Below are 24,110 nucleotides of genomic sequence, written 5' to 3'. Positions count from 1 at the left end.
GTACACAATGTAAGTGTAAAGTTTCTCGCTTTAAATAATTTCTTGTTTTTGCACTTTAAAGCCAGTTTTTACGTATTTAATTATATTTTATCTTTGTAAACGAGAAAAAACAAGAAAAAATTTGCCGGAAATTTGTAAAAATTGGAGAAATTCAAGAAAAAATTATATAATATAAGAAAAACCATGCAAAAACACACGGAGGCTGATCAATGTTATGCTTAAAACAGAACGGCAAAGCAAAATTTTACAAATACTTGAAAAAGAAGGGAAAGTTGTTGCTAAAGAATTAAGCATAAAATGGGATGTTTCCGAGGACACAATTAGACGAGATTTAAGGGAAATGGATTCATTTGGTCTTCTCAAAAGAGTACACGGCGGGGCATTTCCTGCCTCTGCGAGCGCTTTAACCTTCTCCGAAAGAACGGAAGAAAATATAGATGCAAAAAAAGAACTAGCCTTAAAAGCAGTGAAAATTATTAAAGATGGACAAGTTCTTTTAATAGATGGAAGTACAACTAATCTTTTTCTGGCTCAAGAAATTCCATTGGAGTTTAAAGGGACCATTATTACGAATAGTCCCTCTATTAGTTTGGCATTATCAAAACATCCAAATACAGATATCATTCTTTTGGGTGGAACCTTTTTTAAAGAATCTTTTGTGACTGTAGGATTAGATGTAATTGAAGTGCTTAAAAATATTAGAGCCGACCTCTGTTTTCTAGGAGTGTATTCCTTGCACCCTGACTTTGGTATTAGCATCCCTCATATAGAAGAGTCTCATGTTAAACGTCAGATGATTAAAAGTTCAAATAAAATCGCAGCCCTGGTAACAAGAAGTAAACTTAATACAATTTCCAATTACTTGGTTGGTCCTGTTTCAGAACTTGATTACTTAATTACGGAGGACGGTCCTCTAAGTCATAATTTAAACAAGTATATGGAATTAGGTATCGAAATTATTTAACTATAGTAGTTATTTTGTTAGGACTTTTTGTACTATTAGTTTCTTTCCGTTAATTTTAATAAATCAATCACTTTTTCTAAAAATGCATACTTTCTGCAAACTTTTATAGTAGGATTGGTTTTGTAACAAAAGTAAGGAGGATTAATATGAAAACAAAAAGACTGTTGGTAGGGATTTTCACCTTGGTATTAATGTTCATGTTAGCTGCTTGTTCAAGTAATAGTACGGATAAGAGTTCTGAGAAGAATTCAAATATGGATCATGAAAACATGAAGATGGATGAAAAAAGCTCGAGTTCGGATGATAAAAGTATGGACATGGGTGAAATGAATCATTCTGGATCAGGTGAGGTTCCTGAAGGATTAAAAGTAGCAGAGAATCCAAAATATAAGGTAGGAAGTCAAGCCATTATGAAAGCTGACCATATGGAAGGTATGAACGGAGCCGAAGCAACAATTGTTGGTGCGTATGATACAACAGCTTATGCTGTAACCTATACACCTACTACCGGAGGAGAGCCGGTAAAAAATCATAAATGGGTAATTCAGCAAGAAATCAAAGCTGCTGGCGATAAAGTCTTAGAACCTGGAACAAAAGTTACCTTACAGGCAGACCACATGGAAGGTATGAATGGTGCAACGGGAACCATTGATTCAGCAGAAAAAACAACCGTATATATGGTTGATTACACACCAACCACTGGTGGAGAAAAAGTGACAAATCATAAATGGGTTACAGAAAGTGAGCTTTCTGCTAAATAAAACACCTAGTTGTTCAGGAAAAGGGATGCATTGCACCCTTTTTTTGTTCCAAAAAAGAGCAAAGAAGATGGTGTGTCAAAATTAGGTATACATCGTAGGGTTTTATAATAAGCTGTCATGAAACCTCCACAATTTTTGCAAATTTTTATGTTAACCTTATGCTAATAAATTTGTTTTTAAGGTGATTCTATGTACAATTTATTAAATCAAATTAGTTCCGTATTAAGTAAACCATTTTTTAGTATGGCAAATAGTTTGGAATCCTGGCCAATTGTCTTTGCCTTAATTCTGGGACTAGTAGGAGCACTTGCACCGTGTCAGCTCACTGGGAATATTAGTGCAGTAACACTTTATGGGAATCGTTCCATTCAAAAGAAAATAGCTTGGAAGGATGTTACGTATTTCACACTGGGGAAAATAGCTGCCTTTTCTTTATTAGGTATTTTAGTTTGGCTGCTAGGCAAAGGATTTGAACAAAATCTGCCTTTATTTTTTCCTTGGCTTAGGAAGATGATGGGACCATTATTAATCTTCGTAGGCTTATTTATGTTGGGATTCATTAGATTAAAGGGAAATTTAAATTTATTAAAACTATCAAAAGATTATAAGCATGAAAAGCCATTTGCTTCTTTAATCTTAGGACTTAGCTTCTCTCTCGCATTCTGTCCTACTATGTTTATCCTATTTTTTGTAACATTAATGCCAGTTGTGTTATCTAGTTCCTATGGGTTTATTCTCCCCCCAATATTTGCAGTTGGAACAGCCATTCCATTATTGATCGTTATATTTTTAATTTGGTATCTTGGTGGAAGTGGTGTTGTAATGAAAAAAGGAAGAAAGTTTGGTATGATTATTCAAAGGATTGCCGGTGTTTTAATGTTAATTTTAGGTATTTTTGATACAATTACATATTGGTCTTTATAATAAGATACAAAAGGAAAACAAGGATTCAATCCTTGTTTTTCCTTTTGTAAAAGCTATAAAAGTACTTAGTATTTTTTTAATGATTTTAAAACGGAATGATGTCCACTTTCCAGCTAGAATTCCAAACCACTAATCTACAGTTCTGTAAATTGTAATAAAAACTTGTCACTTTCTGCAAACTTATTTACTAAACTCAAAGCAGACAAAGATGCTGTATGATTATTAAGGAATACTGAGGAGGAGCCTTATGTGTCAGAAACCTATGAAGTTTACTCTCCACCAAATGGAGATGGAAAGAAAGGCAGCATTAAAAAGAGAAAATCAGTCACAAAGCTTTTTAAGTAAGTTATTTAAAACACTAAGTATTAGCAATAAATCTAAAGTTTTGGTGAAAGGCGGAGCGAAAAATGATGAATGCCATTAGACCAAATGATGATAATAGCAAAAAATGCACAGTTTCTGGATATTTATTTGATAGATTATTCACATAAGCAATATAAATATGTTTGAAAAAAGAATGTTTGAGGTGGGTCATGAAAAAGGTATTGGTATTATCAGTATTGTCTTTGAGTTTAATTCTTTCAGCTTGTAGTTCAAATGAGGATTCAAAGATAACCGCAGTAAAAAGCGGGAAAAAGATTGAAGATATACATGGAGTAGGTATTTCTAACGATGGGACAACCTATATAGCAACTCATGAAGGTCTCTTCTCGACCAAGAATGAAGGTGATAGTTGGAATAGAGTAGGTTCCGCAAGAGATGATTTTATGGGATTCCATTTACGTTCTGACGGTACCATGTTATCAAGTGGACACCCTGGTTCAAACTCTGAATACCCGAATCCAATGGGAATATTAATCAGTAAAGACAAAGGGTTGCATTGGAAAGAGGTAGAGTATGTAGGTAAAATCGATTTCCATACTTTAACAACTTTTCGTCACGATCCAAACGTCATTTATGGACTAAATGATATGGGTACTGGACAATACGGTGCTGGGATTTATAAAAGTACAGATGGCGGTAAGAAATGGACGAAGGTAGAACCGAAAGGACTACCAAGTGACCTTATGAAGGTGCACTCCTTACTTGTTCTCCCGGAAGATCAAAATAACTTGCTAGCTGGTACAGAAAATGGAGTTATGATATCAAAAGATGGTGGAGCAAACTGGGAAATGTTTGACAACACTCGTCTTATCACGGCTATGACACTTATGCCTAATGGAAAAGACATTATTGCTTACTCAATGGACAATGTTGCCTCAGGAGTAATGATTTCTAAAAATAGCGGACAATCTTGGACAAGTTTAGGTTTAGATCTTGGTAGTAAGGATGCAGCTACTTCAATCTCAGTAAACCAAAAGGACGAAAAACAAATTGCGGTTTCAACATTTTCAACATCTTTGTATGAAACAAAAGATGGTGGCGAAGTTTGGGATCAAGTTATCATAACTGGAAAGCTAAAATAACGATAAAAGGCAGTGATTATCATTTTGATATCACTGCTTTTATTTATGTCTCGGGCTAAAAGTTCATCTCATATTTAATTTGATTGAAGTCCCCATATTGATGACAATAAGTGATCACGCGAATAAACTTTTTGAGGATTTTTTAGAAACAAACCAATTAAAGAAAATTCTTTCGGTGTAAGAAGGAAAATATGAAGAAACTTTGCAGATTGAATAGTTTTTCTATATTTCTAAAAAAATTTCACTTATAAAATTTTGAATAAGGAAACTTTATTGCAATTTTGTGTCATATATAGATATTTTTAGAGATGACATAATTTATACAAGAAAAACCCAAAGTTTCTGCAAACTTTTCCATTAAAGTTTAAGTTGTTAATCAATTATCGGACTTACACATACTTTGGAATGAGGTGAAGGCTTTGAAGGGAAAATGGGTGTTAATCATTATCCTCGTGGTTGTATTTTCAGGTGGAAGAATAGCTTTAGCAGATGGTGATCATAGTAAGGTTCCATCCACTTCTAATCTAAATGGCCAATCGGAACATAATATGGAAGGCATGGACATGAGTGGGGGAAAAAATCATGATACGCAAAGCACAAGTAGTAATCATAACGCCAGTGATGGCCATGACATGGAAGGTATGGATATGGAGGGCAGTGGTGGTCATAGTCATGAACCTGTCAAAGAAGAACCAGCAAACCTTAAGGTTTTAGGAACCTTTGGTGCGGTTAATCTTTCCTTTATAGTAATTGGCGTTTGGAATAAATGGTTCAGAAGAAAGGATGGTTCCAGTGGCAATTCCAAAAGACAAGTTATCTAAAGAGAAAAAACAAATGGAAGAAAAGAAGCCTTATAATCTATTATCCATACCAGTTGTTAAGAAATTCATTCAAAGTAAATGGTATCCTGGAATTTTTCAATGGATCGTCCTTGCTGTTTTTTCAGTAATTGTCTATGAATTGGTGGCAGGAACAGTTGATCCAACTCGAAATGTTGGAACCTCACTGACATGGGTGTTATGGTGGCCATTAATACCAATCTTTTTCTTAGTCATCGGTAGATTTTGGTGTACGATCTGTCCATTTGGTAAAGTAAGTGATATTATTCGAAAAACGATAGGCAGTAATCGTCCAATGCCAAAGTTCTTAAGAAAATACGGACTCTGGATGATTGACTTTTTCTTTATTGCTATTACCTATAGCGATCATATTTGGGGTATTGTTGAATCACCGAGAGGATCGGGTTATTTACTTCTTTTACTTGTAACAATGGTAGTTGGAACATCAATTTTTTACGAAAGAAGAACATTTTGTAAAACCCTATGTTTTCTAGGGGGACTTTCAGGTAACTATTCTCGTTCTGGATCATTAGAACTTCGAGGGACACCTGACATTTGTAAGACTTGTAAAACACAATCTTGCTTTAAGGGTAGTGAAAAAGCGGAAGGTTGCCCAATGTTTCAATTTGTTCGAACAATGGAGACAGCAGCTGATTGTAACTTATGTGGAAACTGTGTGAAGAATTGCCCAAATAACTCTATTCGTATTTCCCCACGTGTACCTACATCTGAATTATGGGGAATTAAAAAACCAATGTTGGAGCATACCTTCTTAGCAGCGGTCATTATGGGTATTGTATTTGTTCAAAACATCACAATGGTAACAATATGGCAGGATATTTTAAACGCAATTGGGACTGTAACAGGAACGGACAATTATAATGTAAACTTTACCGTAGCTTTCATTATTGCAATGGCAATCCCAGTTGGACTCTTATATGGAACAGCTAAACTTGCTACCTTAACAGGTGGTTCTGTAGAGAAAGTAAAGAAAAACTTTGTTAGATTCGGTTATGCCATTATTCCATTGGATTTAGCTGGCCACCTTGCTCACAACTTATTCCATATCATTACTGAAGGAAAAGCAATCTGGTACAACTCCGCTGTATTATTTGGTATGAATGTAAAAAGGGGTGACCTTGCATTTGCGCCAGCTTCATCTGTTCAATTGTTGCAGTATATTATTATTGTAATAGGAATGATTGGATCCATTTATACAGCTTACCGTATCGGTAATAAGGGGTCATTTAAAGCATTAGCTCCATACTATGTATTAATGGTATTGCTTGCAGTAGCAAACATTTATTTGTTCTCACTTCCAATGATGCATAGGGTTTAAAAGAAATAACTAAAGTTATCCTTAATTGATAAATTATGGCTTTTACGATTATTCTAATTAGTAATCTCTTGGAACAAACTAAGAGGAAGTAATCGAGCCACAAATTAAGAAAACAGAGAAGAGGACAAATGTTTCGTCCTCTTTTTGTGAAATCCAAATTACTACTTTGACCAATCAAAAGGAATTATGGACAAATTGTGAATGTCGAATAGAAAAACAAAAAATTTTCAAGAATGCCTATTTACATAGGATAGGGGGGTATGGTAAATTTAAAGCGAGGAGGGATGGGAATGAATAATCACGATCCTGTTGACCTGAATCATTCTAATGAGCACTGTGTTTCCAGTGATTCCTTAACATCAGAGCGAAAAAGTCATCATTCAGATAAAACGAAACAAAATCTTGTTTCAAGATTAAATCGCATCGAGGGACAGATTCGGGGTATCAAAGGTCTAATCGAAAAAGATACCTATTGTGATGATGTGATTACGCAAATTGCAGCAACCCAAGCAGCTTTAAATAGTGTTGCGAAAGTTCTTTTGGAGGGCCATATGAAAAGTTGTGTGGTCGAGAGAATTCAAGAAGGCGACCATGAAGTAGTGGATGAACTGCTAACTACCATTCAAAGACTGATAAAATAAATATTAAAAAGAGAGGCGTTTAATATGGAAAAGGTAACATTAAATGTTCAAGGAATGTCATGTGGTCATTGTGTAAAGGCTGTCGAAGGAAGTGTTGGTGCTCTTAAGGGTATTAGCTCCGTTAAGGTTGATTTAAAGGGCGCTAAAGTGGAAGTTGAGTTTAATGACAAAGAAGTTTCATTAAATCAAATTAAAGAAACGATTGAAGATCAAGGCTATGATGTGAAATAAATAGATTGAAAAGGCGTGCTAGTTGATAGCACGTTCTTTTAAAAGAAAAATATACCTATATGGGGTATAAGGAGTTGGCTTTATATGAGTCAAAATGTAAAAGAAACAAATTTACAAATCTCAGGAATGACCTGTGCCGCATGTGCGGTAAGAATTGAAAAGGGTCTTAAAAGATTAGAAGGCGTGGAAACAGCAAATGTTAATCTCGCTTTAGAGCGATCAAATGTTAAATATGACCCAGAAAAAATAAAGATTGAAGACATTGAAAAAAAGATTAAAGATCTAGGTTACGATGTGGTTAATGAAAAAACGGAGTTTGACATAACCGGTATGACCTGTGCCGCTTGTGCGACCAGAATCGAAAAAGGTTTAAATAAGTTAGATGGGGTCGTAAAAGCAAATGTGAATTTGGCACTTGAAAGAGCGACTGTGGAGTATAACAGTGTGGTCCTGAATTCTGGGGAAATCATTAAGAAGGTAGAAAACCTTGGGTATGGTGCTCAAATAAAGGAAGATGCAAAAGAAACAAGTGACCATCGTCAAAAGGAGATTGAAAAGCAAAAAGGGAAGTTTATCTTTTCGGCCATCCTGTCCTTCCCGCTTTTATGGGCAATGGTAGGGCACTTCTCATTCACCTCATTTATTTGGGTCCCCAAAATGTTTATGAATCCATGGGTGCAATTAGCGCTAGCTACCCCGATACAATTTTTTATAGGCAAACAATTTTATGTTGGGGCCTATAAAGCATTAAAAAATAAAGGTGCCAATATGGATGTTCTAGTGGCTTTGGGAACATCGGCAGCTTATTTTTACAGTTTATATTTATCATTGATGTCTATCGGAGGTATGAACCATTCCGTAGAACTTTACTATGAGACTAGTTCGATTCTTATTACGCTAATTATTCTGGGAAAGCTTTTTGAAGCAAAGGCTAAGGGAAGATCTTCAGAAGCGATAAAAAAACTGATGGGTCTTCAAGCAAAGACTGCGATTGTTGAAAGAGATGGAGTAGAGCAAGAAATCCCCATTGAAGACGTAATCGTTGGCGACATGGTTCATATTAAACCCGGTGACAAGATCCCGGTAGACGGCAAAGTTTTGGAAGGACGTTCGGCCATTGATGAATCAATGCTGACGGGTGAAAGTGTTCCGGTTGATAAAACCGTTGGTGATGAGGTAATAGGAGCTACAATCAATAAAAATGGATTTTTATTAATTGAGGCAACAAAAGTTGGCCGCGATACGGCTTTAGCACAGATTATTAAAGTAGTAGAAGAAGCGCAGGGTTCAAAGGCACCAATCCAACGTCTTGCTGATAAAATTTCCGGTGTGTTTGTTCCTATTGTGGTTGCTCTAGCGATATTAGCCTTTATCGTTTGGTATGTTTGGGTGGATCCTGGCGATTTTGCAGAAGCACTAGAAAAATTGATTGCCGTTTTAGTTATCGCTTGTCCTTGTGCATTAGGGTTAGCCACACCAACATCCATTATGGCCGGTTCTGGCCGTGCGGCCGAATATGGCATCCTGTTTAAGGGTGGAGAGCATTTGGAAATGACCCACAAAATTTCTACAGTTGTTTTAGATAAAACAGGCACCGTTACAAACGGGACACCAGTTTTAACAGATGTGGTCACAGCCCAATCACAAGTAGAAGATGAATTTCTATCATTGGTTGGATCTGCTGAAAAACAATCAGAACATCCATTAGCACAAGCCATTGTTCAAGGGATTAGGGATAAAGAGATTCCTTTAAAGGTTGTAACGGAGTTCGAAGCAATCCCTGGATTCGGTATTAGAGCAATAGTCGATGGCAAAGAGCTATTAGTGGGTACTAGGAAATTAATGAGTAAATACAATGTAGCTGCAGAAGCGGCTTATGGTCAAATGGATGGGTTGGAAAAGGTTGGTAAAACAGCTATGCTCGTCGCTATCGACTCCCGATACGCCGGGATGGTAGCTGTAGCAGATACGATTAAAGAAACGTCCAAATCAGCGATAAGTCGCCTCAAAGATATGGGAATCGAAGTCATCATGATTACAGGGGATAATAAGCAGACAGCACGAGCTATAGCCGCACAGGTTGGTATTGAAAAGGTTATTGCTGAAGTACTTCCTGAAGGAAAGGCCGATGAAATAAAGAAATTGCAGGCAGCAGGGAAGACGGTTGCAATGGTCGGTGATGGAATCAACGATGCTCCAGCTCTTGCTATTGCAGATATCGGAATGGCTATTGGAACAGGTACCGATGTTGCAATGGAGGCAGCAGATATCACACTTATTCGCGGGGATTTAAATAGTATTGCAGATGCCATTTTCATGAGTAAGAAGACGATTCGTAATATTAAGCAGAATTTGTTCTGGGCCCTTGCCTATAATACTCTTGGTATTCCTGTCGCTGCTCTTGGATTCCTGGCACCTTGGTTAGCAGGTGCCGCAATGGCATTCAGCTCGGTATCTGTTGTTCTCAATGCATTACGTTTACAAAAAGTAAAATTGTAGAGGTGAGTATGATAAGAAAATTTTCGAATTGATAAAATTTAAGTAATCTGAAAAGTCGTTTCCCTAGGGATTACGGCTTTTTTATTCAGTATGAGGTTAAATGTTTAATTCGTGTAAATAACTTTATTCGAAAAATAAATTAGAACGGAAATCTTCATAACATTACCACTAAATCTCCCTAGTTTCTGCAAACTTTTTATTTATTCTATAGATAAGAAAAGAAAGGAGTGGAGATTTATGAAAAAGTTTGTTGTTGGAATTTTAAGTGCTGCATTTGTTCTGGGAGCTGGAACTGCGGTTTTTGCAGCCGCGAATGGGAGTTCTAATGCTGATGCTAGTTTTGAAAAAATGTTGCCGTTTATGCAAAAGATGCATCCAGATTCAACAAAGACTGAACTAAAAGACATGTATAAAGCTTGTCATGAAGAAAATGGGATGATGGATGGAACAGATGGAAAGGAAATGAATAGTAAAAATATGATGAACAGCTTATAAATTGGGGTGACTTTCTATGTTAGAACCCAACTTCCCCTTGGTCAAAGTCATTTTTCAATTTAACTATATCAATCATTTACAGGGGGGGGAGTAAGAGGTTCGACTCCATCACGGATCTAAAAAGAGTCCTAACATCATCAAAATGGTGTTAGGACTTTTTTGTAGCATAATTTATTAAAAAGGCAACCTACCAAACATAATCATTTAGTGTTAAAGCTTAACATTTATAATGCATAGATCCTTTTATTTATTCAAAGCCTAAATATAGGCTGATTAAAATAGAGGTGAACTCACGATGGCATTCTCAATTATGGTTTATATTGCGTGGTTATGTATTTCAATTTTTTATGCTATGAAGAAACCATTTTCAAAATTTGAAAATTCCGCTCTGATCTTTTGCATTTTTATATTTGATATTAACCGGAGTTGGATCACAAATGATGAATTGAAATTTATTACATATTCTACAGTTCCACTAAATTATACAGCATATATTATTCATCGCACTTTTATTAATCCATTTCTTATATTAATTGGCATTAATAGTATACCTAGAAACTCGACATTGTTAAAGAAAGTTATAGCTATCCTTATTTCTTCCTTTGTTTTAGTTCTAATAAAAATTGTTATGCTAAAATTTAATGTTGTCAATTTCCATCAATGGAATTTGATTTATGACTATCTATACTACGTTTTCTTACACTTATTAGGATATTTTATTCTATATTGTTATAAGTCATTTGTTTTAAAAGGAGAGACAATAAATGATTTGGATCGGAAATTTTAGCTTAAACGAAATATCATTAATTATTTTTAATGTTATCGCCTACTCAATAATGTTTTTCTTACCTAAAAAACTTAGTAGGGAAGTAACTTGTATAAGTGTACTTTTAGGTTTAACAACTGGTATGATGTTTGATTTTACACTTGGTGGTGGTTTCCTGGATTTTTACAGGGAGAATGATACTAATCACTATGAACTATTTGATCTGGTCTATTATTCATTATTTGCACCGTTTGGATATTTTTTTATGTATTTTTACAACGTGTTACGTATTAATAAAATAACGTTTATATTTTATATTACGGCATGGTCTATTATTGGTATTACATTTCAATGGATTTCTACACTTCTTCATATCCTTACTTATCAAAATAATTATCAATTATCGTATTCATATCCGATATTTCTACTTATTCAAACACTGACTGGGATTTATTATGTGTTCATTACTAGTAATAATAGTAAAAATGTTAGCTAAAAGGTATCTAATTAAAAATAGAACCTCCGTGTAGAGGCTCTATTTTTTACTTTATACAAAGATATTTAATATCTCAATAAATCCTAGAGCTGCGACTGCAATAATGGTTTCTAAAGCAGTCCATGTCATTAATGTTTCTTTTACAGAAAGTCCGAAGTATTCTTTGAACATCCAGAAACCTGCATCATTTACGTGTGAAGCAATTAATGAACCAGCACCAGTTGCAAGTACAAGAAGTTCAAGATTTGTCCCAGGAACCAAAGCGGCAATTGGCGCAACAATACCTGCTGCTGTCATCATAGAAACAGTTGCGGAACCAGTACAAATACGAATCATTGCAGCAATTCCCCAGCCAAGAAGAATAGGCGATACATGAGAAGCTTTAGCTAATTCGGCAATGTAAGTACCAATACCTGAATCTAGTAACACTTTATTGAATGCACCGCCGCCGCCGATTACTAAAATAATTGAAGCAGTTGGAGCTAAACACTCATTAGTGAATTTCAAGATTTTTTCACGATTCATACCACGGAAGAATCCAAGGCTAAAGAATGAGTAAACGGTTGCAATTAATAATGCAGTAACAGCATCCCCAATGAAGTGAAAGAAATTATATCCGAAGCTTCCTTTTTCTAAAACTAATTCTGATATAGAAGAAGCAAGCATAAGGATTACGGGAACTAAGATGGTAAACACTGTATTAGCGAACCCTGGTAATTCATCTAAATTTTTGGGAGCAGCCATTTGCGCAGCTAATTCTTTCGGAACACCTTTGTTAATACGTTTTCCTATGAAACTACTAAAAACTGGACCCGCTAAGATTGCAGTTGGTAGACCTACAATGATTGAGTAAAAAATGGTTTTACCTACATCTGCTTTGAAGATTCCTACCGCTGCCATTGCTGCAGGGTGGGGAGGAACTAAGCCATGAACAACAGATAGTCCTGCTACAAGTGGAACACCGATTTTAACAAGTGAAACACCTGTTTGACGAGCAATTGTGAATGCTAGCGGTAATAATAGAACGAACCCTACTTGGAAGAAAACCGAGATCCCTACGATAAATCCAACGAACATCATTGCCCAATGGACTCTCTTTTCACCGAAGCGGCTAATAAGTGTTTGGGCAATACGTTCTGCCCCGCCTGATTCTGCCATCATCTTACCAAGCATAGTACCTAATCCAAGAACAATTGCAAGGAACCCTAATGTATTTCCCATACCTGTTTTAATTGAATCAATAATGCCTGGATGTTCTGGATCTGGAGCAACGAGCGGCATTCCTGTTGCCAGTCCAACACCAATTGCCGTAATGATTAGAGCTACAAACGGGTTTAGTTTTGCCCAAGTAATCAGCAGCAATAAAGCAACCACAGCAGCAAAAATAATAAGTAATAACATATAAATCCTCCTGTTAATAAATGAAATAATTTTGACATGAAAGCGATTTCATATATCGAATTATACGAAAAAAATTTTCTTAAATCAACTAGTTTTTTTAAAAAATATTTAACAAAATTTGTGAATTATTAATAGAGAGTTCCTTGATCTGTTTTATAGATCAAAAAAACGCCTCTGATATAAAGGGATTTCGATAATTATTTTGGGAGAATTTGTAGGGGAACTTGTATATTAAAAATGTGAGGATACAATAGCTAGTGTACCGCAGCAAAATACACAACATTTTTACTTACAAATTGATAAACAGAAAAATTTTTTTAAAAAAATTTAAGGTTAGGCACTGTTATAACTGAATGTTGAGTTCACTGTGTATAAAAAATAAACGGTAAAATTCCGGCTAAATTGGGAAATCCCCATATTTCCCTAAAACTTAGGGGAGTTTTTCCGTTTATATGATCCAAATCTTTGGATTTTGTCTTATTTAGAGCAGTTAATCGGAATATCTCCGCTAATATCCGCTTCTTAAGCCTCCCCAATTTACATTAGCAGGAAATTCTCCGCCTATGAATTCTCATTCCTACACGAAATCGATATGGAGAAGGAGGAAATGGTTTGCAAACTTCATACTTCGCAATTAGTAATGAAAAGCAAAAATAGCAAGGGTATAAAACCTTGCTATTTTAATTGTCCTGCATTTTCCTGTGCAAATTGACGTTTTGCGATAGGAAACGGAACCCGTTATCTATAACTAATAGAGAACCCGCCATAAGTAAAATGTTGCGTAAGCTTGCCAGCCGGACCATTTGGATGAAAGCTCTAGAAGTTCTTCTTTTGAAGGTTTTCTATCTAACCCCATCAAAAACTTAATGGAGTTATGCAAGCCGACATCATCAATGGGGAAGGCTGAGGTGTGACGCAGGCAGCGCATTAAGACGTAATTTGCCGTCCATGGACCAATCCCGCGAATTTTTATTAAACTTTTTTCAGCGTCTTTTAAGTTATCCATTGCTAGAAGTTTTTCTTTAGAAAGTTCGCCATTGTCCATGAGCTTGGCAATACCAATAATATATTCACTTTTCTTTAATGTCATTTTTATGTCAGTTAAGTCTTCAGGCGATAATTTAGCTATTTGCTTAAAGGTGGGGAAAATCCAATACTTCTTACTATTGTGTTCGATGGAGGTGCCAAATTTTTCAACAAACCTTCTTTTTAAAGTATAAGCAAAGGCTAAATTAATTTGCTGCCCCAAGACACCCCAACAAAGTGCTTCAAATAAGTCAGGCACTCCAACAACTCGTAATCCATAAAAATCTTGAACTGGCTTCTTTAAGAGTGGGTCTACATTTGCCATTTCATAGAAGGGGAATAAATCTCGATCTAAATCAAACCATTCCCTTACAAAACGAACAACTGCTGCCTGCTCTGTTTCTTTTGTAGGTTTAGAATCGATGAATTGAACAATCATCTGGTTATGTTTATTTGCATGTAATTGGACAAGCCTATATGTTTTTCCAGTATCGATTACTCTTGTAATAAATCCATTATCCATTTCAAACATGCACTCATTCTTGTTTCGTCCTAAATAACCAAGATTTGCATTCATATTAAAGTCGATTGGAAGATTAATAAGCATTGAATCATCATTACCATGTTGCCAATATATTTCACTGGTGTTTGTCAAGTTAAGCACCTGCCTTCATTTTCTCTAATTATCACAAAAATTGGTTTTGTAATCTTGCTATTCTATTTTAGTAACAGCTATTTTGTTTGATGGTGCGTTATAATACGTTAGAGGTGGGAAAATGAGTAAGGAAATTATATCAGATGAACACTGGCAGGCACTAATCGAGAACGATGCATCTTATAATGGTTTATTTTTTTATGCAGTTAAGACCACGGGGATCTTTTGTAAACCATCATGCAAATCACGGGTCCCTAAAAAAGAGAATGTAAGAATTTTTCAAAGTGCTCAAGAAGCAATAGCTGCAAATTTCCGCCCTTGTAAACGGTGCAAGCCCACTGAGCAGAACTTACCGGAGCAAGTATGGATAAACAAAATCACAAACTTTATCGATGAAAATTATGATGATAAACTTACGCTTGAAACTCTTGCTGAAATCAGTCATGGAAGTCCTTATCATTTGCAGAGGACCTTTAAAAAGATGATCGGGCTGACACCCGCAGAATATATACAGGAAGTTAGAATAAACAAGGCTAAAAAACTTTTAATAGATTCTAACTTCACCGTTAGCGAAATAGCAAGGAAGACAGGTATACCTAATAAGCCTTATTTTACTACACTCTTTAAAAAGATGACGGGAGAAACACCTGCACAATACCGTATGTTAAATAGGAACTCGGAGGACGAGAAACGTGAAAACACAGACTAAGCCAGCTATTTATTGGTCATTGTTAGATTATAAGGATTGGAAGATGTACATTGCGGCAACATCAAAGGGACTTTGTTTTGTAGGATCTCAAAATAGGCCTTTTGAAGAATTAGAAGCATGGGCAAAAAAGGGCTTTCCCGGAAGCCCTCTTGTTGAAAGTAAGGAAAAGCTCATGGCGTATGAGAGGGAATTGGCTGACTACCTTGAGGGTAAAAGAAAGTCTTTTACCCTACCTTTTGATTACAATGGAACGGACTTTCAACTGGCTGTATGGAAGGCATTGTGTGAAATACCGTTCGGAGAAACTAGATCTTATTCAGAAATAGCGAATGCTATAAATAAGCCCGCTGCAGTCCGGGCTGTAGGTACGGCAATTGGTAAGAACCCTGTTTTAATAACCGTCCCTTGTCATCGTGTGGTAGGAAAGAACGGGTCCTTAACTGGTTATCGTGGCGGTTTAGAAATGAAAACCCGCCTTTTGGAATTAGAACGACAAGGATGAAGCAGACAAACGGAAATATTCCTTTAACTGTGAATATTGAATTAGACAAGGAATATAAGGCTGCGGATATCAATTCTGCTACTATAAAAATGCTTGTCAATGGAAAAATAATCTTTGCAGAATCTCACTCGTGGGTAAATGGGGAGAAAACGAATCAATTAATGGTTAAATTTGATAGGCAGCAAGTTTCAGAAGCCTTAAAAGGATATAATGGAACTATTCAAATCAATAGTAGCGAGTTCTTACTCGATGGGGAAAGCTTTACTGAGAAGGCAGAATTAACTTTAAAATAAGATGGGGAAAGGGAGAGACAGCGGTTTAATAGGCGTTCTCTCCCTTTCATGTTCACAATTAGATTTATAAGTCGGAGGGTGAAAGAATGACAGAAATATTACCACTTTGGGAAGATATAAAGCTTGAAGAAAATGGACCAAATCAAAATGCTCCAAGCATTCAGCCATTTTTACTAGAAGGGCCTGGCCCCTTTCCTGTTATGATCGTTGCTGCAGGCGGAGCATATGCCAGACGAGCAGAACATGAAGCTTACCCGGTGGCAGAATGGTTAAATTCAATTGGAGTCTCAGCAGTGGTCCTTAACTACCGGGTTGCCCCTTACAAACATCCTGTCCCATTGAATGATGCAAAACGGGCGATTCGATTGGTTCGACATCGAGCGGCAGATTGGAATATTGATCCGAATCGTGTTGGAATCCTTGGTTTTTCGGCCGGAGGGCATCTAGCGTCCAGTGCTGGGACTCATTATGATTTCGGAAGCCCAGAAACAGCAGAACCGATTGAGCGGTATAGCAGCCGCCCTGATGTGATCGTTCTTTGTTATCCAGTTATCTCAATGGGAAAATATACGCATGAAGGAAGTAGATTGAACTTACTTGGTGAAAATCCAACTCAAGAGTTATTGAATGAATTATCCAATGATAATCAAATTACAGAGCTTACACCTCCGGCCTTTATATGGCATACAGCCGACGATGCCTCCGTACCTGTAGAAAATAGTTTGATGTTTGCAGCGGGCTTAGGCCGTCATAAGGTTCCATTTGATTTACATATCTTTGAAAGCGGCAGGCACGGATTAGGTTTGGCTGAGGAACATCCAGAGGCTAGAGAGTGGACGAGACTATGTGAAAAATGGTTAAGGAAACAAAATTTTTAGCTTTCTGTTTGAAGGGTTGCTTTTTTGAAAAGTTTAGTCGTAGTTATGAAAAGTGCTGATAAATTCTCAAAAAGTGTCGGTAAGGTTTGAAAAAGTGCCGATAAGTTCCCAAAAGGTGCCGATAACCCCAAAAAAACTGCCGATAAAGTAAATTCTCATAAAATCCTGGTATTCAAAATTAAGTATGATGAAATAATCGATAGTTGCTGTTTGCATCTGTCGATTTATTTTTTTATTAGAAGATAACTATTCAAAAGTAAACAAACATGTAATATAATTAAAACAAAAATAAATAAAAATCTATAACCGAGTTTATTTAGAATTTTTAGCTTTATTTAAAGGGGATGGAGAATTTATGAAGGTTAGCTTATTTGCAACATGCCTTGTAGATATGTTCCAGAGTAATGTAGGAAAGGCCACAGTTGAATTGCTTGAAAGATTAGGCTGTGAGATTGAGTTCCCAGAGTCACAAGTATGCTGCGGCCAGCCAGCTTATAACAGTGGTTATACAAAGGAATCTAAAGAGGCTATAAAGCGGATGATTGATACATTTCAAGATGCTGAATATGTGGTATCGCCATCAGGCTCATGTACTTTTATGTTCCACGAATATCCTCATATTTTTAAAGGAGATCCTGTTTGGGAACCGAAGGCCAAAAAACTGGCAGAGAAAACGTATGAACTCACTCAATTCATTGTGGATGTATTAAAAGTAGAAGATGTGGGAGCAAAATTTGAGGGGAAAGCTACCTATCATACCTCCTGCCATATGACGAGATTACTAAGTGTTAAAAGGGCACCAATGATTCTATTAAATAATGTTAAAGGATTAGAGTTTACTGAATTACCAGGAAAAGAACAATGCTGTGGATTCGGAGGAACTTTCTCTGTTAAAATGACTCAAATTTCTGAACAAATGGTCGATGAAAAGGTTTGCCATGTAGAAGAAACTGAGGCCGATTATTTAATCGGGGCAGATGCAGGCTGTCTGATGAATATCGGTGGACGGATTGATCGCAAAGGAAAGCCGATTAAGGTTCTTCATATTGCTGAAGTATTGAATAGCCGCTAATAGATTGATGGTGTCTAAATACGAGATTGCTTAGAATGGGGGAAATTTAAATGGCAATGAAAATCAGCGACCAGCAATTCAAGGACCGTGTGGATAAGGGGATTCACGATTCCTTTATGCGTGGGGCGGTAGCTAGAGCACAAGACGGAATGGGGATAAAAAGACTTGTTGCCGCTGAAGAGCTTGGCAATTGGGAAGACTGGCGTTCACATGGGGAAGAAATCCGCCAGCACGTCTTAGAACACTTAGATTATTATTTAGAACAATTAAGTGAAAATGTGGCAAAACGGGGCGGACATGTCTTTTTTGCTCAAACAAAAGAAGAAGCCAATGATTATATTCGAGGCATCGTTCAGCAGAAAAATGCAAAAAAAATTGTTAAATCAAAGTCAATGGTTACCGAGGAAATTAGCTTAAATGCCATGTTGGAACAAGAAGGCTGCGACGTAATTGAAACCGATCTTGGAGAATACATCCTTCAAGTGGATGATCACGATCCTCCGTCTCATATTGTCGTCCCCGCTCTACATAAAAATAAGGAGCAAATTCGGGATGTGTTTACCAAAAAGCTAGGCTATACCAAAACCTCTAAACCAGAAGAACTGGCTTGGCATGCCAGGGAAATGCTGCGTCAAGAATACTTGACAGCAGACATTGGAATTACCGGCTGTAACTTTGCTGTAGCTGAAACAGGGTCATTCAGTCTTGTGACAAATGAAGGAAACGCGGATTTAGTTACCGCCTTACCGAAGACACAGATTACGGTAATGGGAATGGAACGTATTGTTCCAACTTTTGAAGAGATGGAAGTTCTCGTCTCGCTATTAACTAGAAGTGCGGTTGGACAGAAGTTAACCAGTTATATCACCGTCCTAACGGGTCCTAGAGAGGAATTGGATGTGGACGGTCCCGAAGAATTCCACCTTGTCATTGTTGATAACGGCAGGTCCAACATTCTGGGCGGAGAGTTTCAATCCGTTTTGCAATGTATCCGCTGTGCAGCATGTGTCAATGTATGCCCAGTTTATCGTCATGTTGGAGGACATTCCTATGGCTCAATTTATGCAGGACCAATTGGCGCAGTCTTGTCACCATTACTAGGCGGCTATGATGATTACAAGGAACTCCCTTATGCATCGACTCTTTGCGGTGCCTGTACCGAAGTTTGCCCGGTGAAAATTCCGTTGCACAATCTTCTTCATAAACACCGAGAAGTAATAGTAGAAAAAGAAGGAAAGGCACCGATTTCAGAAAAATTAGCCATGAAGGCATTTGGACTAGGTGCAGCCTCACCAACACTCTATAAAATTGGTTCTAAAATTGCTCCAACCGCAATGAATCCTTTTACTGTGGGAGATAAAATTTCCAAAGGACCAGGACCTTTAAAAGCCTGGACAGATATTCGTGAGTTCCCGGCGCCAAATAAAGAAAGATTCAGAGATTGGTTTAAAAATCGTGAAAAAGGGGGCAAATGAGGATGGCAGGAACTGTACAAAATCGTGAAGCTTTTCTAAATCAAATCGCCGAAAGACTTGGGCGGCCGCGAATCACTAAACCTGTTGAGAGACCAAACTGGAATTTCCGCCCCCAGGATGAGGTTTTAAAAAGTGCTACACAAGATGAATTGTTAGAAGTACTAAAAGAACAATGTAAGAGAATCCATACGACTATTTATACGACAGATAACAGCGAGTTATCATCTGTACTTAATGAAGTCGTCACAAATTACGGCGGTGGCCCTATTGTAACTTGGAAGGATGAGCGTTTTTCCCATTGGGGACTTGATTCACTAATGAAGCAAGAATGGCCAAACCAAGATATCCATGTGTATGAATGGGATCATACGAAGGGCGAAGAAAACATCGCTAAAGCAGAGCAGGCTAATGTGGGTATAACTATCAGTGAAATTACACTGGCGGAATCGGGAACAGTTGTTTTATTTAGTGATGAGAATAAAGGAAGGACAGTAAGCTTTTTACCAGCTACCTATATTGCTTTAATTCCAAAGAGCTCCATTGTCCCAAGAATGACTCAAGCCGCTCAAAAAATGAGAGAAATCCATCAAAATACAGGTCATGTGGCATCCTGTATTAATTTTATTACTGGACCTAGTAATTCTGCCGACATTGAGTTAAATCTCGTTGTAGGTGTACATGGGCCAGTAAAGGCGACTTATATCGTAATTAACGATTTATAAAACAATGTGAGCTGTTCTAAGATCTTGTAAAAGGTTTGTAAAGGAACAGCTCTATTTTATAGGAATTTAGCTGCTTTTTATTAGATTGAATGTAAGCGTTTGAATTTAATGATAGTTTTATAAAAGGAGAGATTTTAGTGAAGGTAGGTTTTGTAGGTACCGGATGGTTTACCAAAACACATGCCAGTCTTTTAGGAAAAATAAATGGGGTAGAAGTCACAGCATTTTGTGGAACTAGTTTAGATAAGGCAGAAAAAGAAGCCAGAAATTTTTCTAATGCAACTGGATATACCAAAATAGAAGAAATGTTGGACAAACAGAAACTTGAAGCGGTTTACATTTGTGTGCCTCCACATGCACATGGACCCATTGAATATGCACTAATTGAAAGAAATATACCATTTTTTGTAGAGAAGCCAATCGGGTTGAAAGATGAGCCTAATGAAATTGTTAGAAAAATAGAGGAAAAGGGTCTTATTACATCTGTTGGATACCACTGGCGTTACAAAGATATAACAAAAAGAGCATTATCTCTGCTTTCAGACCGTCAAGTTGGGATGGCACTTGGCTATTGGATGGGAGACATGCCGATGGTTCCTTGGTGGAGAGACGTAAATAAATCAGGAGGACAATTTATAGAACAGACCACCCATATCGTCGACTTATTACGCTTCTTTTGTGGTGAAGTGAAAGAGGTGTACGCAGTCTATAATAATCAAATCATGGAGGGGAAGGTAGAGGGAACAACGGTGTCAGATGTAGGAAGTGTCACGATGAAATTAGCCAATGGAATCATAGCAACCATATCTAATACCTGTATCCTTCAAAACTCGAGTAAGGTTGGACTTGATATCTATTCAGATGAAGGGGTTATTGAACTCAGAAATGATCTATTGCGAGTGATGAAAGGTAGTAGAGTAGAAGAATACAAAGAAGAAACAAATCCCTACCTAGCAGAGAATAAGATTTTTCTTGATGCTGTCCAATCCGGAGACCCATCAAAAATATTATCAAATTATCAAGATGCTTTAAAAACGCATCGTATAACTGTTGCAGCCAATCAATCTGCCATCAGCGGGCAGCCCATATATTTGGGATGATACAACAAAACAAAAAAAATGAAAGATTTTTGAACTTTTTATTCAAAAATAAACAAACATATATTATAATAAAAACAGAAGATAACAAACATAAAAACAAAACAAACGGAGGATTTCGGATGGTACAGAATCTTTTCAATCAAGAAACAGCTTCACGTGTAACAAAAGGGGTAGAAGAATTAGTATATCGTTCAAATTTAATTGGATCTGATCGTGCGGTATGTAACTATGGCGGCGGTAACACTTCCATGAAGACAATTGAAAAGGATTTCCGCGGCCGTGAAGTTGAAGTGATGTGGGTAAAAGGAAGCGGTTCGGATTTAGCAACAATGAAAGCAAGCAATTTTACTGGACTTAATTTAGAAGACATTCGTCCATTATTCGAACGGGACGAAATGACAGACGAAGAAATGGTAGCCTATCTATCGCATTGTATGATCGACAGCAAACACCCAAGAGCATCAATTGAAACATTATTGCATGCCTTCTTACCTTTCAAACATGTAGACCACACACATCCTGACGCTATCATTAGCCTTTGCTGTGTAGACAATGGGAAGCAATTAGCCGAAGAAATTTTTGGAAATCGTTTTGTTTGGGTACCCTATATTCGCCCAGGATTTACTCTTTCAAAAATGATCGCACAGGGAGTTTTAAATAACCCAAATGCAGAACTAGTATTAATGGAAAAACACGGTCTTGTAACATGGGGAGAAACTTCTGAAGAAGCATACGCAAAAACGATTCAAATTATTAATGAAGCAGAAAAATATATTAATGAAAGAATGGATGAGGCTGCTGTATTTGGCGGACAAAAATATCAATCTCTTTCTGAAGAAGAAGCAACTAGCATTCTGGCAAAAGTAATGCCAGTGATCCGCGGTGCAGTAAGTGATAAGAAGAAAATGCTTTTAACATACGACCGTGGTGAAGACGTACTGCAATTTGTTAACAGCTACAATGCACCAGAACTTTCACAAATCGGGGCAGCATGCCCAGACCACCTTGTTCATACAAAAATGATTCCACTTTATGTAAATTGGGATCCACAAACACAAGATGTGGAAGCTTTGATTGCCAGTGTGAAAGAAGGAGTTGCTAGCTTTAAGCAATCTTACCAAGAATATTTCCAGCAAAATAAAAATGAAGGCGACAAAATGTTTGAGCCAGCACCACGTGTTATCTTAATCCCTGGTCTTGGTATGGTGAACACTGGTAAGGACGTTAAAAATTCAAGAATCAGCGGTGCATTATACCACCGTGCCATTGCTGTCATGAAGGGCGCTACAACATTAGGAAACTTTGTTTCTCTTAGTGCAAACGAATCCTACAATGTAGAATACTGGCCATTAGAATTATATAAATTATCTCTTGCACCAGCTGAAGCAGAATTCTCTAGAAAAGTAGCATTTATTACTGGTGGAGCAGGCGGAATTGGAAGTGCAACAGCACGACGTCTTGTATCAGAAGGAGCTGCCGTTGTTCTAGCTGACTTAAACCTTGAAGGTGCGGAAAGGGTAGCTGCCGAAATTAACGAACAATATGGTGCTGACCGCGCTCTTGCTGTAAAGATGGATGTAACAAGTGAGGAAATGGTTCAAGCTGCCTTTGATCAAACAGCATTAACATATGGCGGTGTAGATATTATTGTTAACAATGCAGGTCTTGCTACATCTAGCCCATTCGATGAAACAACACTTAAAGAGTGGAATTTAAACATGAATGTTTTAGGAACAGGCTATTTCCTAGTTGCCCGCGAAGCATTTAAGCAAATGAAAGAACAAGGCATTGGCGGGAACATGGTATTTATCGGTTCTAAAAACTCTGTGTATGCTGGTAAAAATGCAGCTGCATATAGCTCTGTAAAAGCGCTAGAAACTCACTTAGCAAGATGTATCGCAGCAGAAGGCGGCGAGTTTGGAATCCGCGTCAACTCTGTTCTTCCAGATGCTGTTCTTCAAGGTTCCGCGATTTGGGGATCAAGCTGGCGTGAAGAGCGTGCCGCAGCCTACGGCATTCACCCTGATCAATTAGAAGAGCACTATCGTAAACGTACTACATTACTTGTAAACATTTACCCAAGTGATATTGCTGAATCGATTGCATTCTTTGCTTCTTCAAAATCTGATAGAACAACTGGTTGTATGTTAACTGTAGACGGCGGAGTACCTGCTGCGTTTACAAGATAATTAGTTAGTTAAGAAAGCCTGTCAAAGTTGACAGGTTTTCTTTTTATTTATAGGGTTTTTTTCGGACAAGACATTTAAAAACATAGAAATAGATGGATTCAAATTGTTTTTCTTCCATGCCATAACGAGTTCAAAATCATGCCCCTCCAGTCCGTCAATTTCGATAAAACGGAGCGATGGGCTTGATACAGCTTCAAAACTTTTTGGCAAAACCGAGATACCAATTTCTGATTCAACCAGTATTGGTACGGTATCAACAAATCGCGGCTGACTCACGATTTTTGGAGTAAGTCCGCTTTGTTCACATAAATGGACAATAAAGTCATAGGAGCCTACAGGAGAATCATGACGGTTATGGATAATAAACGGCTCATTTGCTAGATCGGCAAGCTTAATCTTTTGGTTATTAGCGAGGGGATGATTCTCATGCATAACAATACAATATTTCTCTTTTGTGACCGTTTGAATTTCGATTTCTTCTATCCTATGTCATCCGGATGGCAGCGTTAGAGCAATATCTATTTCGCCTTCTTCCAATGCCTCCTTTAGCATTTTGCTTGGGAAGTGGTTTAAATGTAGTTCAACCTTTGGATAGAGTGCACGAAACTGTTTAATAACCTCTGGTAAAAAACTGCGCACATGAACACTCAAGAAACCGATTGAAAGA

24 protein-coding genes and 1 pseudogene are annotated in these 24,110 nt (G+C 37.2%); 21 read left to right on the top strand and 4 right to left on the bottom strand.

From position 1 onward, the window contains the following. The first annotated feature begins 214 nt into the window (after positions 1 to 214). From CVD27_RS17005 to CVD27_RS16990, 5 genes are all read left to right on the top strand, one after another. Positions 215 to 964 (top strand): DeoR/GlpR family DNA-binding transcription regulator, encoded by a 750-nt coding sequence (locus tag CVD27_RS17005; protein WP_101649088.1) that lies wholly within the window; start codon positions 215 to 217, stop codon positions 962 to 964. A gap of 146 nt (positions 965 to 1,110) precedes the next feature. Continuing rightward, positions 1,111 to 1,725 (top strand): YdhK family protein, encoded by a 615-nt coding sequence (locus CVD27_RS17000; protein WP_101649087.1) that lies wholly within the window; start codon positions 1,111 to 1,113, stop codon positions 1,723 to 1,725. A 189-nt stretch (positions 1,726 to 1,914) separates the two neighbouring features. Further along, positions 1,915 to 2,649, top strand: a complete 735-nt coding sequence (locus tag CVD27_RS16995) for an urease accessory protein UreH domain-containing protein (RefSeq protein ID WP_101649086.1) — start codon at positions 1,915 to 1,917, stop codon at positions 2,647 to 2,649. A gap of 247 nt (positions 2,650 to 2,896) precedes the next feature. Further along, a complete protein-coding gene (locus tag CVD27_RS28230) occupies positions 2,897 to 3,073 on the top strand; it encodes a hypothetical protein (RefSeq protein WP_180960330.1) in 177 nt (58 codons plus the stop codon). A gap of 109 nt (positions 3,074 to 3,182) precedes the next feature. After that, on the top strand, positions 3,183 to 4,115 hold the full coding sequence (locus CVD27_RS16990) for a F510_1955 family glycosylhydrolase (RefSeq protein ID WP_101649085.1): 933 nt from the start codon (positions 3,183 to 3,185) through the stop codon (positions 4,113 to 4,115). Positions 4,116 to 4,189: 74 nt separating this feature from the next. Here CVD27_RS16990 and CVD27_RS16985 read toward each other — a convergent pair whose 3' ends face one another. Next, positions 4,190 to 4,306, bottom strand: a complete 117-nt coding sequence (locus CVD27_RS16985) for a helix-turn-helix domain-containing protein (RefSeq protein WP_257984412.1) — start codon at positions 4,304 to 4,306, stop codon at positions 4,190 to 4,192. Positions 4,307 to 4,534: 228 nt separating this feature from the next. Here CVD27_RS16985 and CVD27_RS16980 point away from each other — a divergent pair, with 228 nt between their 5' ends. The 7 genes from CVD27_RS16980 to CVD27_RS16945 all read left to right on the top strand — a co-directional run bounded on the left by CVD27_RS16980 (position 4,535) and on the right by CVD27_RS16945 (position 11,421). After that, positions 4,535 to 4,936, top strand: coding sequence for a hypothetical protein (locus CVD27_RS16980; RefSeq protein ID WP_101649084.1), 402 nt, complete (start codon positions 4,535 to 4,537; stop codon positions 4,934 to 4,936). After that, the gene (locus CVD27_RS16975) at positions 4,866 to 6,293 is read left to right on the top strand and encodes a 4Fe-4S binding protein (RefSeq protein ID WP_257984403.1); all 1,428 of its coding nucleotides are present in this window, start codon (positions 4,866 to 4,868) and stop codon (positions 6,291 to 6,293) included. The genes CVD27_RS16980 and CVD27_RS16975 overlap by 71 nt, the downstream gene beginning before the upstream one ends. 290 nt (positions 6,294 to 6,583) lie before the next feature. Continuing rightward, positions 6,584 to 6,934, top strand: a complete 351-nt coding sequence (locus tag CVD27_RS16970; protein ID WP_101649082.1) for a metal-sensitive transcriptional regulator — start codon at positions 6,584 to 6,586, stop codon at positions 6,932 to 6,934. Positions 6,935 to 6,958: 24 nt separating this feature from the next. Further along, positions 6,959 to 7,165 (top strand): copper chaperone CopZ, encoded by a 207-nt coding sequence (copZ, locus tag CVD27_RS16965; RefSeq protein WP_101649081.1) that lies wholly within the window; start codon positions 6,959 to 6,961, stop codon positions 7,163 to 7,165. A gap of 84 nt (positions 7,166 to 7,249) precedes the next feature. Beyond that, the gene (locus CVD27_RS16960; RefSeq protein ID WP_101649080.1) at positions 7,250 to 9,664 is read left to right on the top strand and encodes a heavy metal translocating P-type ATPase; all 2,415 of its coding nucleotides are present in this window, start codon (positions 7,250 to 7,252) and stop codon (positions 9,662 to 9,664) included. Between the two features lie 237 nt (positions 9,665 to 9,901). Then, positions 9,902 to 10,159, top strand: a complete 258-nt coding sequence (locus tag CVD27_RS16955; protein ID WP_101649079.1) for a hypothetical protein — start codon at positions 9,902 to 9,904, stop codon at positions 10,157 to 10,159. Positions 10,160 to 10,923: 764 nt separating this feature from the next. After that, positions 10,924 to 11,421 (top strand): hypothetical protein, encoded by a 498-nt coding sequence (locus CVD27_RS16945; RefSeq protein WP_257984402.1) that lies wholly within the window; start codon positions 10,924 to 10,926, stop codon positions 11,419 to 11,421. Between the two features lie 51 nt (positions 11,422 to 11,472). On the opposite strand, the gene CVD27_RS16940 is transcribed toward CVD27_RS16945, so the two are convergent. After that, entirely contained in the window at positions 11,473 to 12,822 is a 1,350-nt protein-coding gene (locus tag CVD27_RS16940; protein WP_101649077.1) for a GntP family permease, read from the bottom strand. Positions 12,823 to 13,570: 748 nt separating this feature from the next. Then, positions 13,571 to 14,485, bottom strand: coding sequence for a DNA-3-methyladenine glycosylase family protein (locus CVD27_RS16935; protein WP_142384112.1), 915 nt, complete (start codon positions 14,483 to 14,485; stop codon positions 13,571 to 13,573). Between the two features lie 139 nt (positions 14,486 to 14,624). Here CVD27_RS16935 and CVD27_RS16930 point away from each other — a divergent pair, with 139 nt between their 5' ends. The 9 genes from CVD27_RS16930 to CVD27_RS16890 all read left to right on the top strand — a co-directional run bounded on the left by CVD27_RS16930 (position 14,625) and on the right by CVD27_RS16890 (position 23,443). After that, entirely contained in the window at positions 14,625 to 15,212 is a 588-nt protein-coding gene (locus CVD27_RS16930; protein WP_101649076.1) for a bifunctional transcriptional activator/DNA repair enzyme AdaA, read from the top strand. Then, complete coding sequence (locus tag CVD27_RS16925; protein ID WP_101649075.1) at positions 15,196 to 15,714, top strand: methylated-DNA--[protein]-cysteine S-methyltransferase; 519 nt, start codon at positions 15,196 to 15,198, stop codon at positions 15,712 to 15,714. The genes CVD27_RS16930 and CVD27_RS16925 overlap by 17 nt, the downstream gene beginning before the upstream one ends. After that, the gene (locus tag CVD27_RS16920) at positions 15,711 to 16,007 is read left to right on the top strand and encodes a hypothetical protein (RefSeq protein ID WP_101649074.1); all 297 of its coding nucleotides are present in this window, start codon (positions 15,711 to 15,713) and stop codon (positions 16,005 to 16,007) included. The genes CVD27_RS16925 and CVD27_RS16920 overlap by 4 nt, the downstream gene beginning before the upstream one ends. An 86-nt stretch (positions 16,008 to 16,093) precedes the next feature. Continuing rightward, on the top strand, positions 16,094 to 16,885 hold the full coding sequence (locus CVD27_RS16915; protein WP_101649073.1) for an alpha/beta hydrolase: 792 nt from the start codon (positions 16,094 to 16,096) through the stop codon (positions 16,883 to 16,885). Positions 16,886 to 17,240: 355 nt separating this feature from the next. After that, positions 17,241 to 17,957 (top strand): (Fe-S)-binding protein, encoded by a 717-nt coding sequence (locus CVD27_RS16910; protein ID WP_101649072.1) that lies wholly within the window; start codon positions 17,241 to 17,243, stop codon positions 17,955 to 17,957. A 50-nt stretch (positions 17,958 to 18,007) separates the two neighbouring features. Continuing rightward, positions 18,008 to 19,432 carry a LutB/LldF family L-lactate oxidation iron-sulfur protein gene (locus CVD27_RS16905; protein ID WP_101649071.1) on the top strand — a complete coding sequence of 475 codons (1,425 nt, stop codon included), beginning with the start codon at positions 18,008 to 18,010 and terminating at the stop codon, positions 19,430 to 19,432. A gap of 2 nt (positions 19,433 to 19,434) precedes the next feature. Then, positions 19,435 to 20,154 carry a LutC/YkgG family protein gene (locus CVD27_RS16900; RefSeq protein ID WP_101649070.1) on the top strand — a complete coding sequence of 240 codons (720 nt, stop codon included), beginning with the start codon at positions 19,435 to 19,437 and terminating at the stop codon, positions 20,152 to 20,154. A gap of 137 nt (positions 20,155 to 20,291) precedes the next feature. Further along, entirely contained in the window at positions 20,292 to 21,254 is a 963-nt protein-coding gene (locus tag CVD27_RS16895) for a Gfo/Idh/MocA family protein (protein WP_257984401.1), read from the top strand. Positions 21,255 to 21,373: 119 nt separating this feature from the next. Continuing rightward, the gene (locus CVD27_RS16890) at positions 21,374 to 23,443 is read left to right on the top strand and encodes a bifunctional aldolase/short-chain dehydrogenase (protein WP_101649264.1); all 2,070 of its coding nucleotides are present in this window, start codon (positions 21,374 to 21,376) and stop codon (positions 23,441 to 23,443) included. A gap of 21 nt (positions 23,444 to 23,464) precedes the next feature. On the opposite strand, the pseudogene CVD27_RS16885 reads toward CVD27_RS16890, so the two are convergent. Continuing rightward, positions 23,465 to 24,082: pseudogene (locus tag CVD27_RS16885) on the bottom strand (LysR family substrate-binding domain-containing protein). Positions 24,083 to 24,110: the final 28 nt, after the last annotated feature.

Source organism: Neobacillus cucumis (assembly GCF_002860255.1).
GTDB classification, from domain to species: Bacteria; Bacillota; Bacilli; order Bacillales; family Cytobacillaceae; genus Neobacillus; species Neobacillus cucumis_A.
The sequence above is the reverse complement of the archived record's forward strand: the minus strand, read 5'-3'. Positions and strand labels throughout refer to the sequence as shown.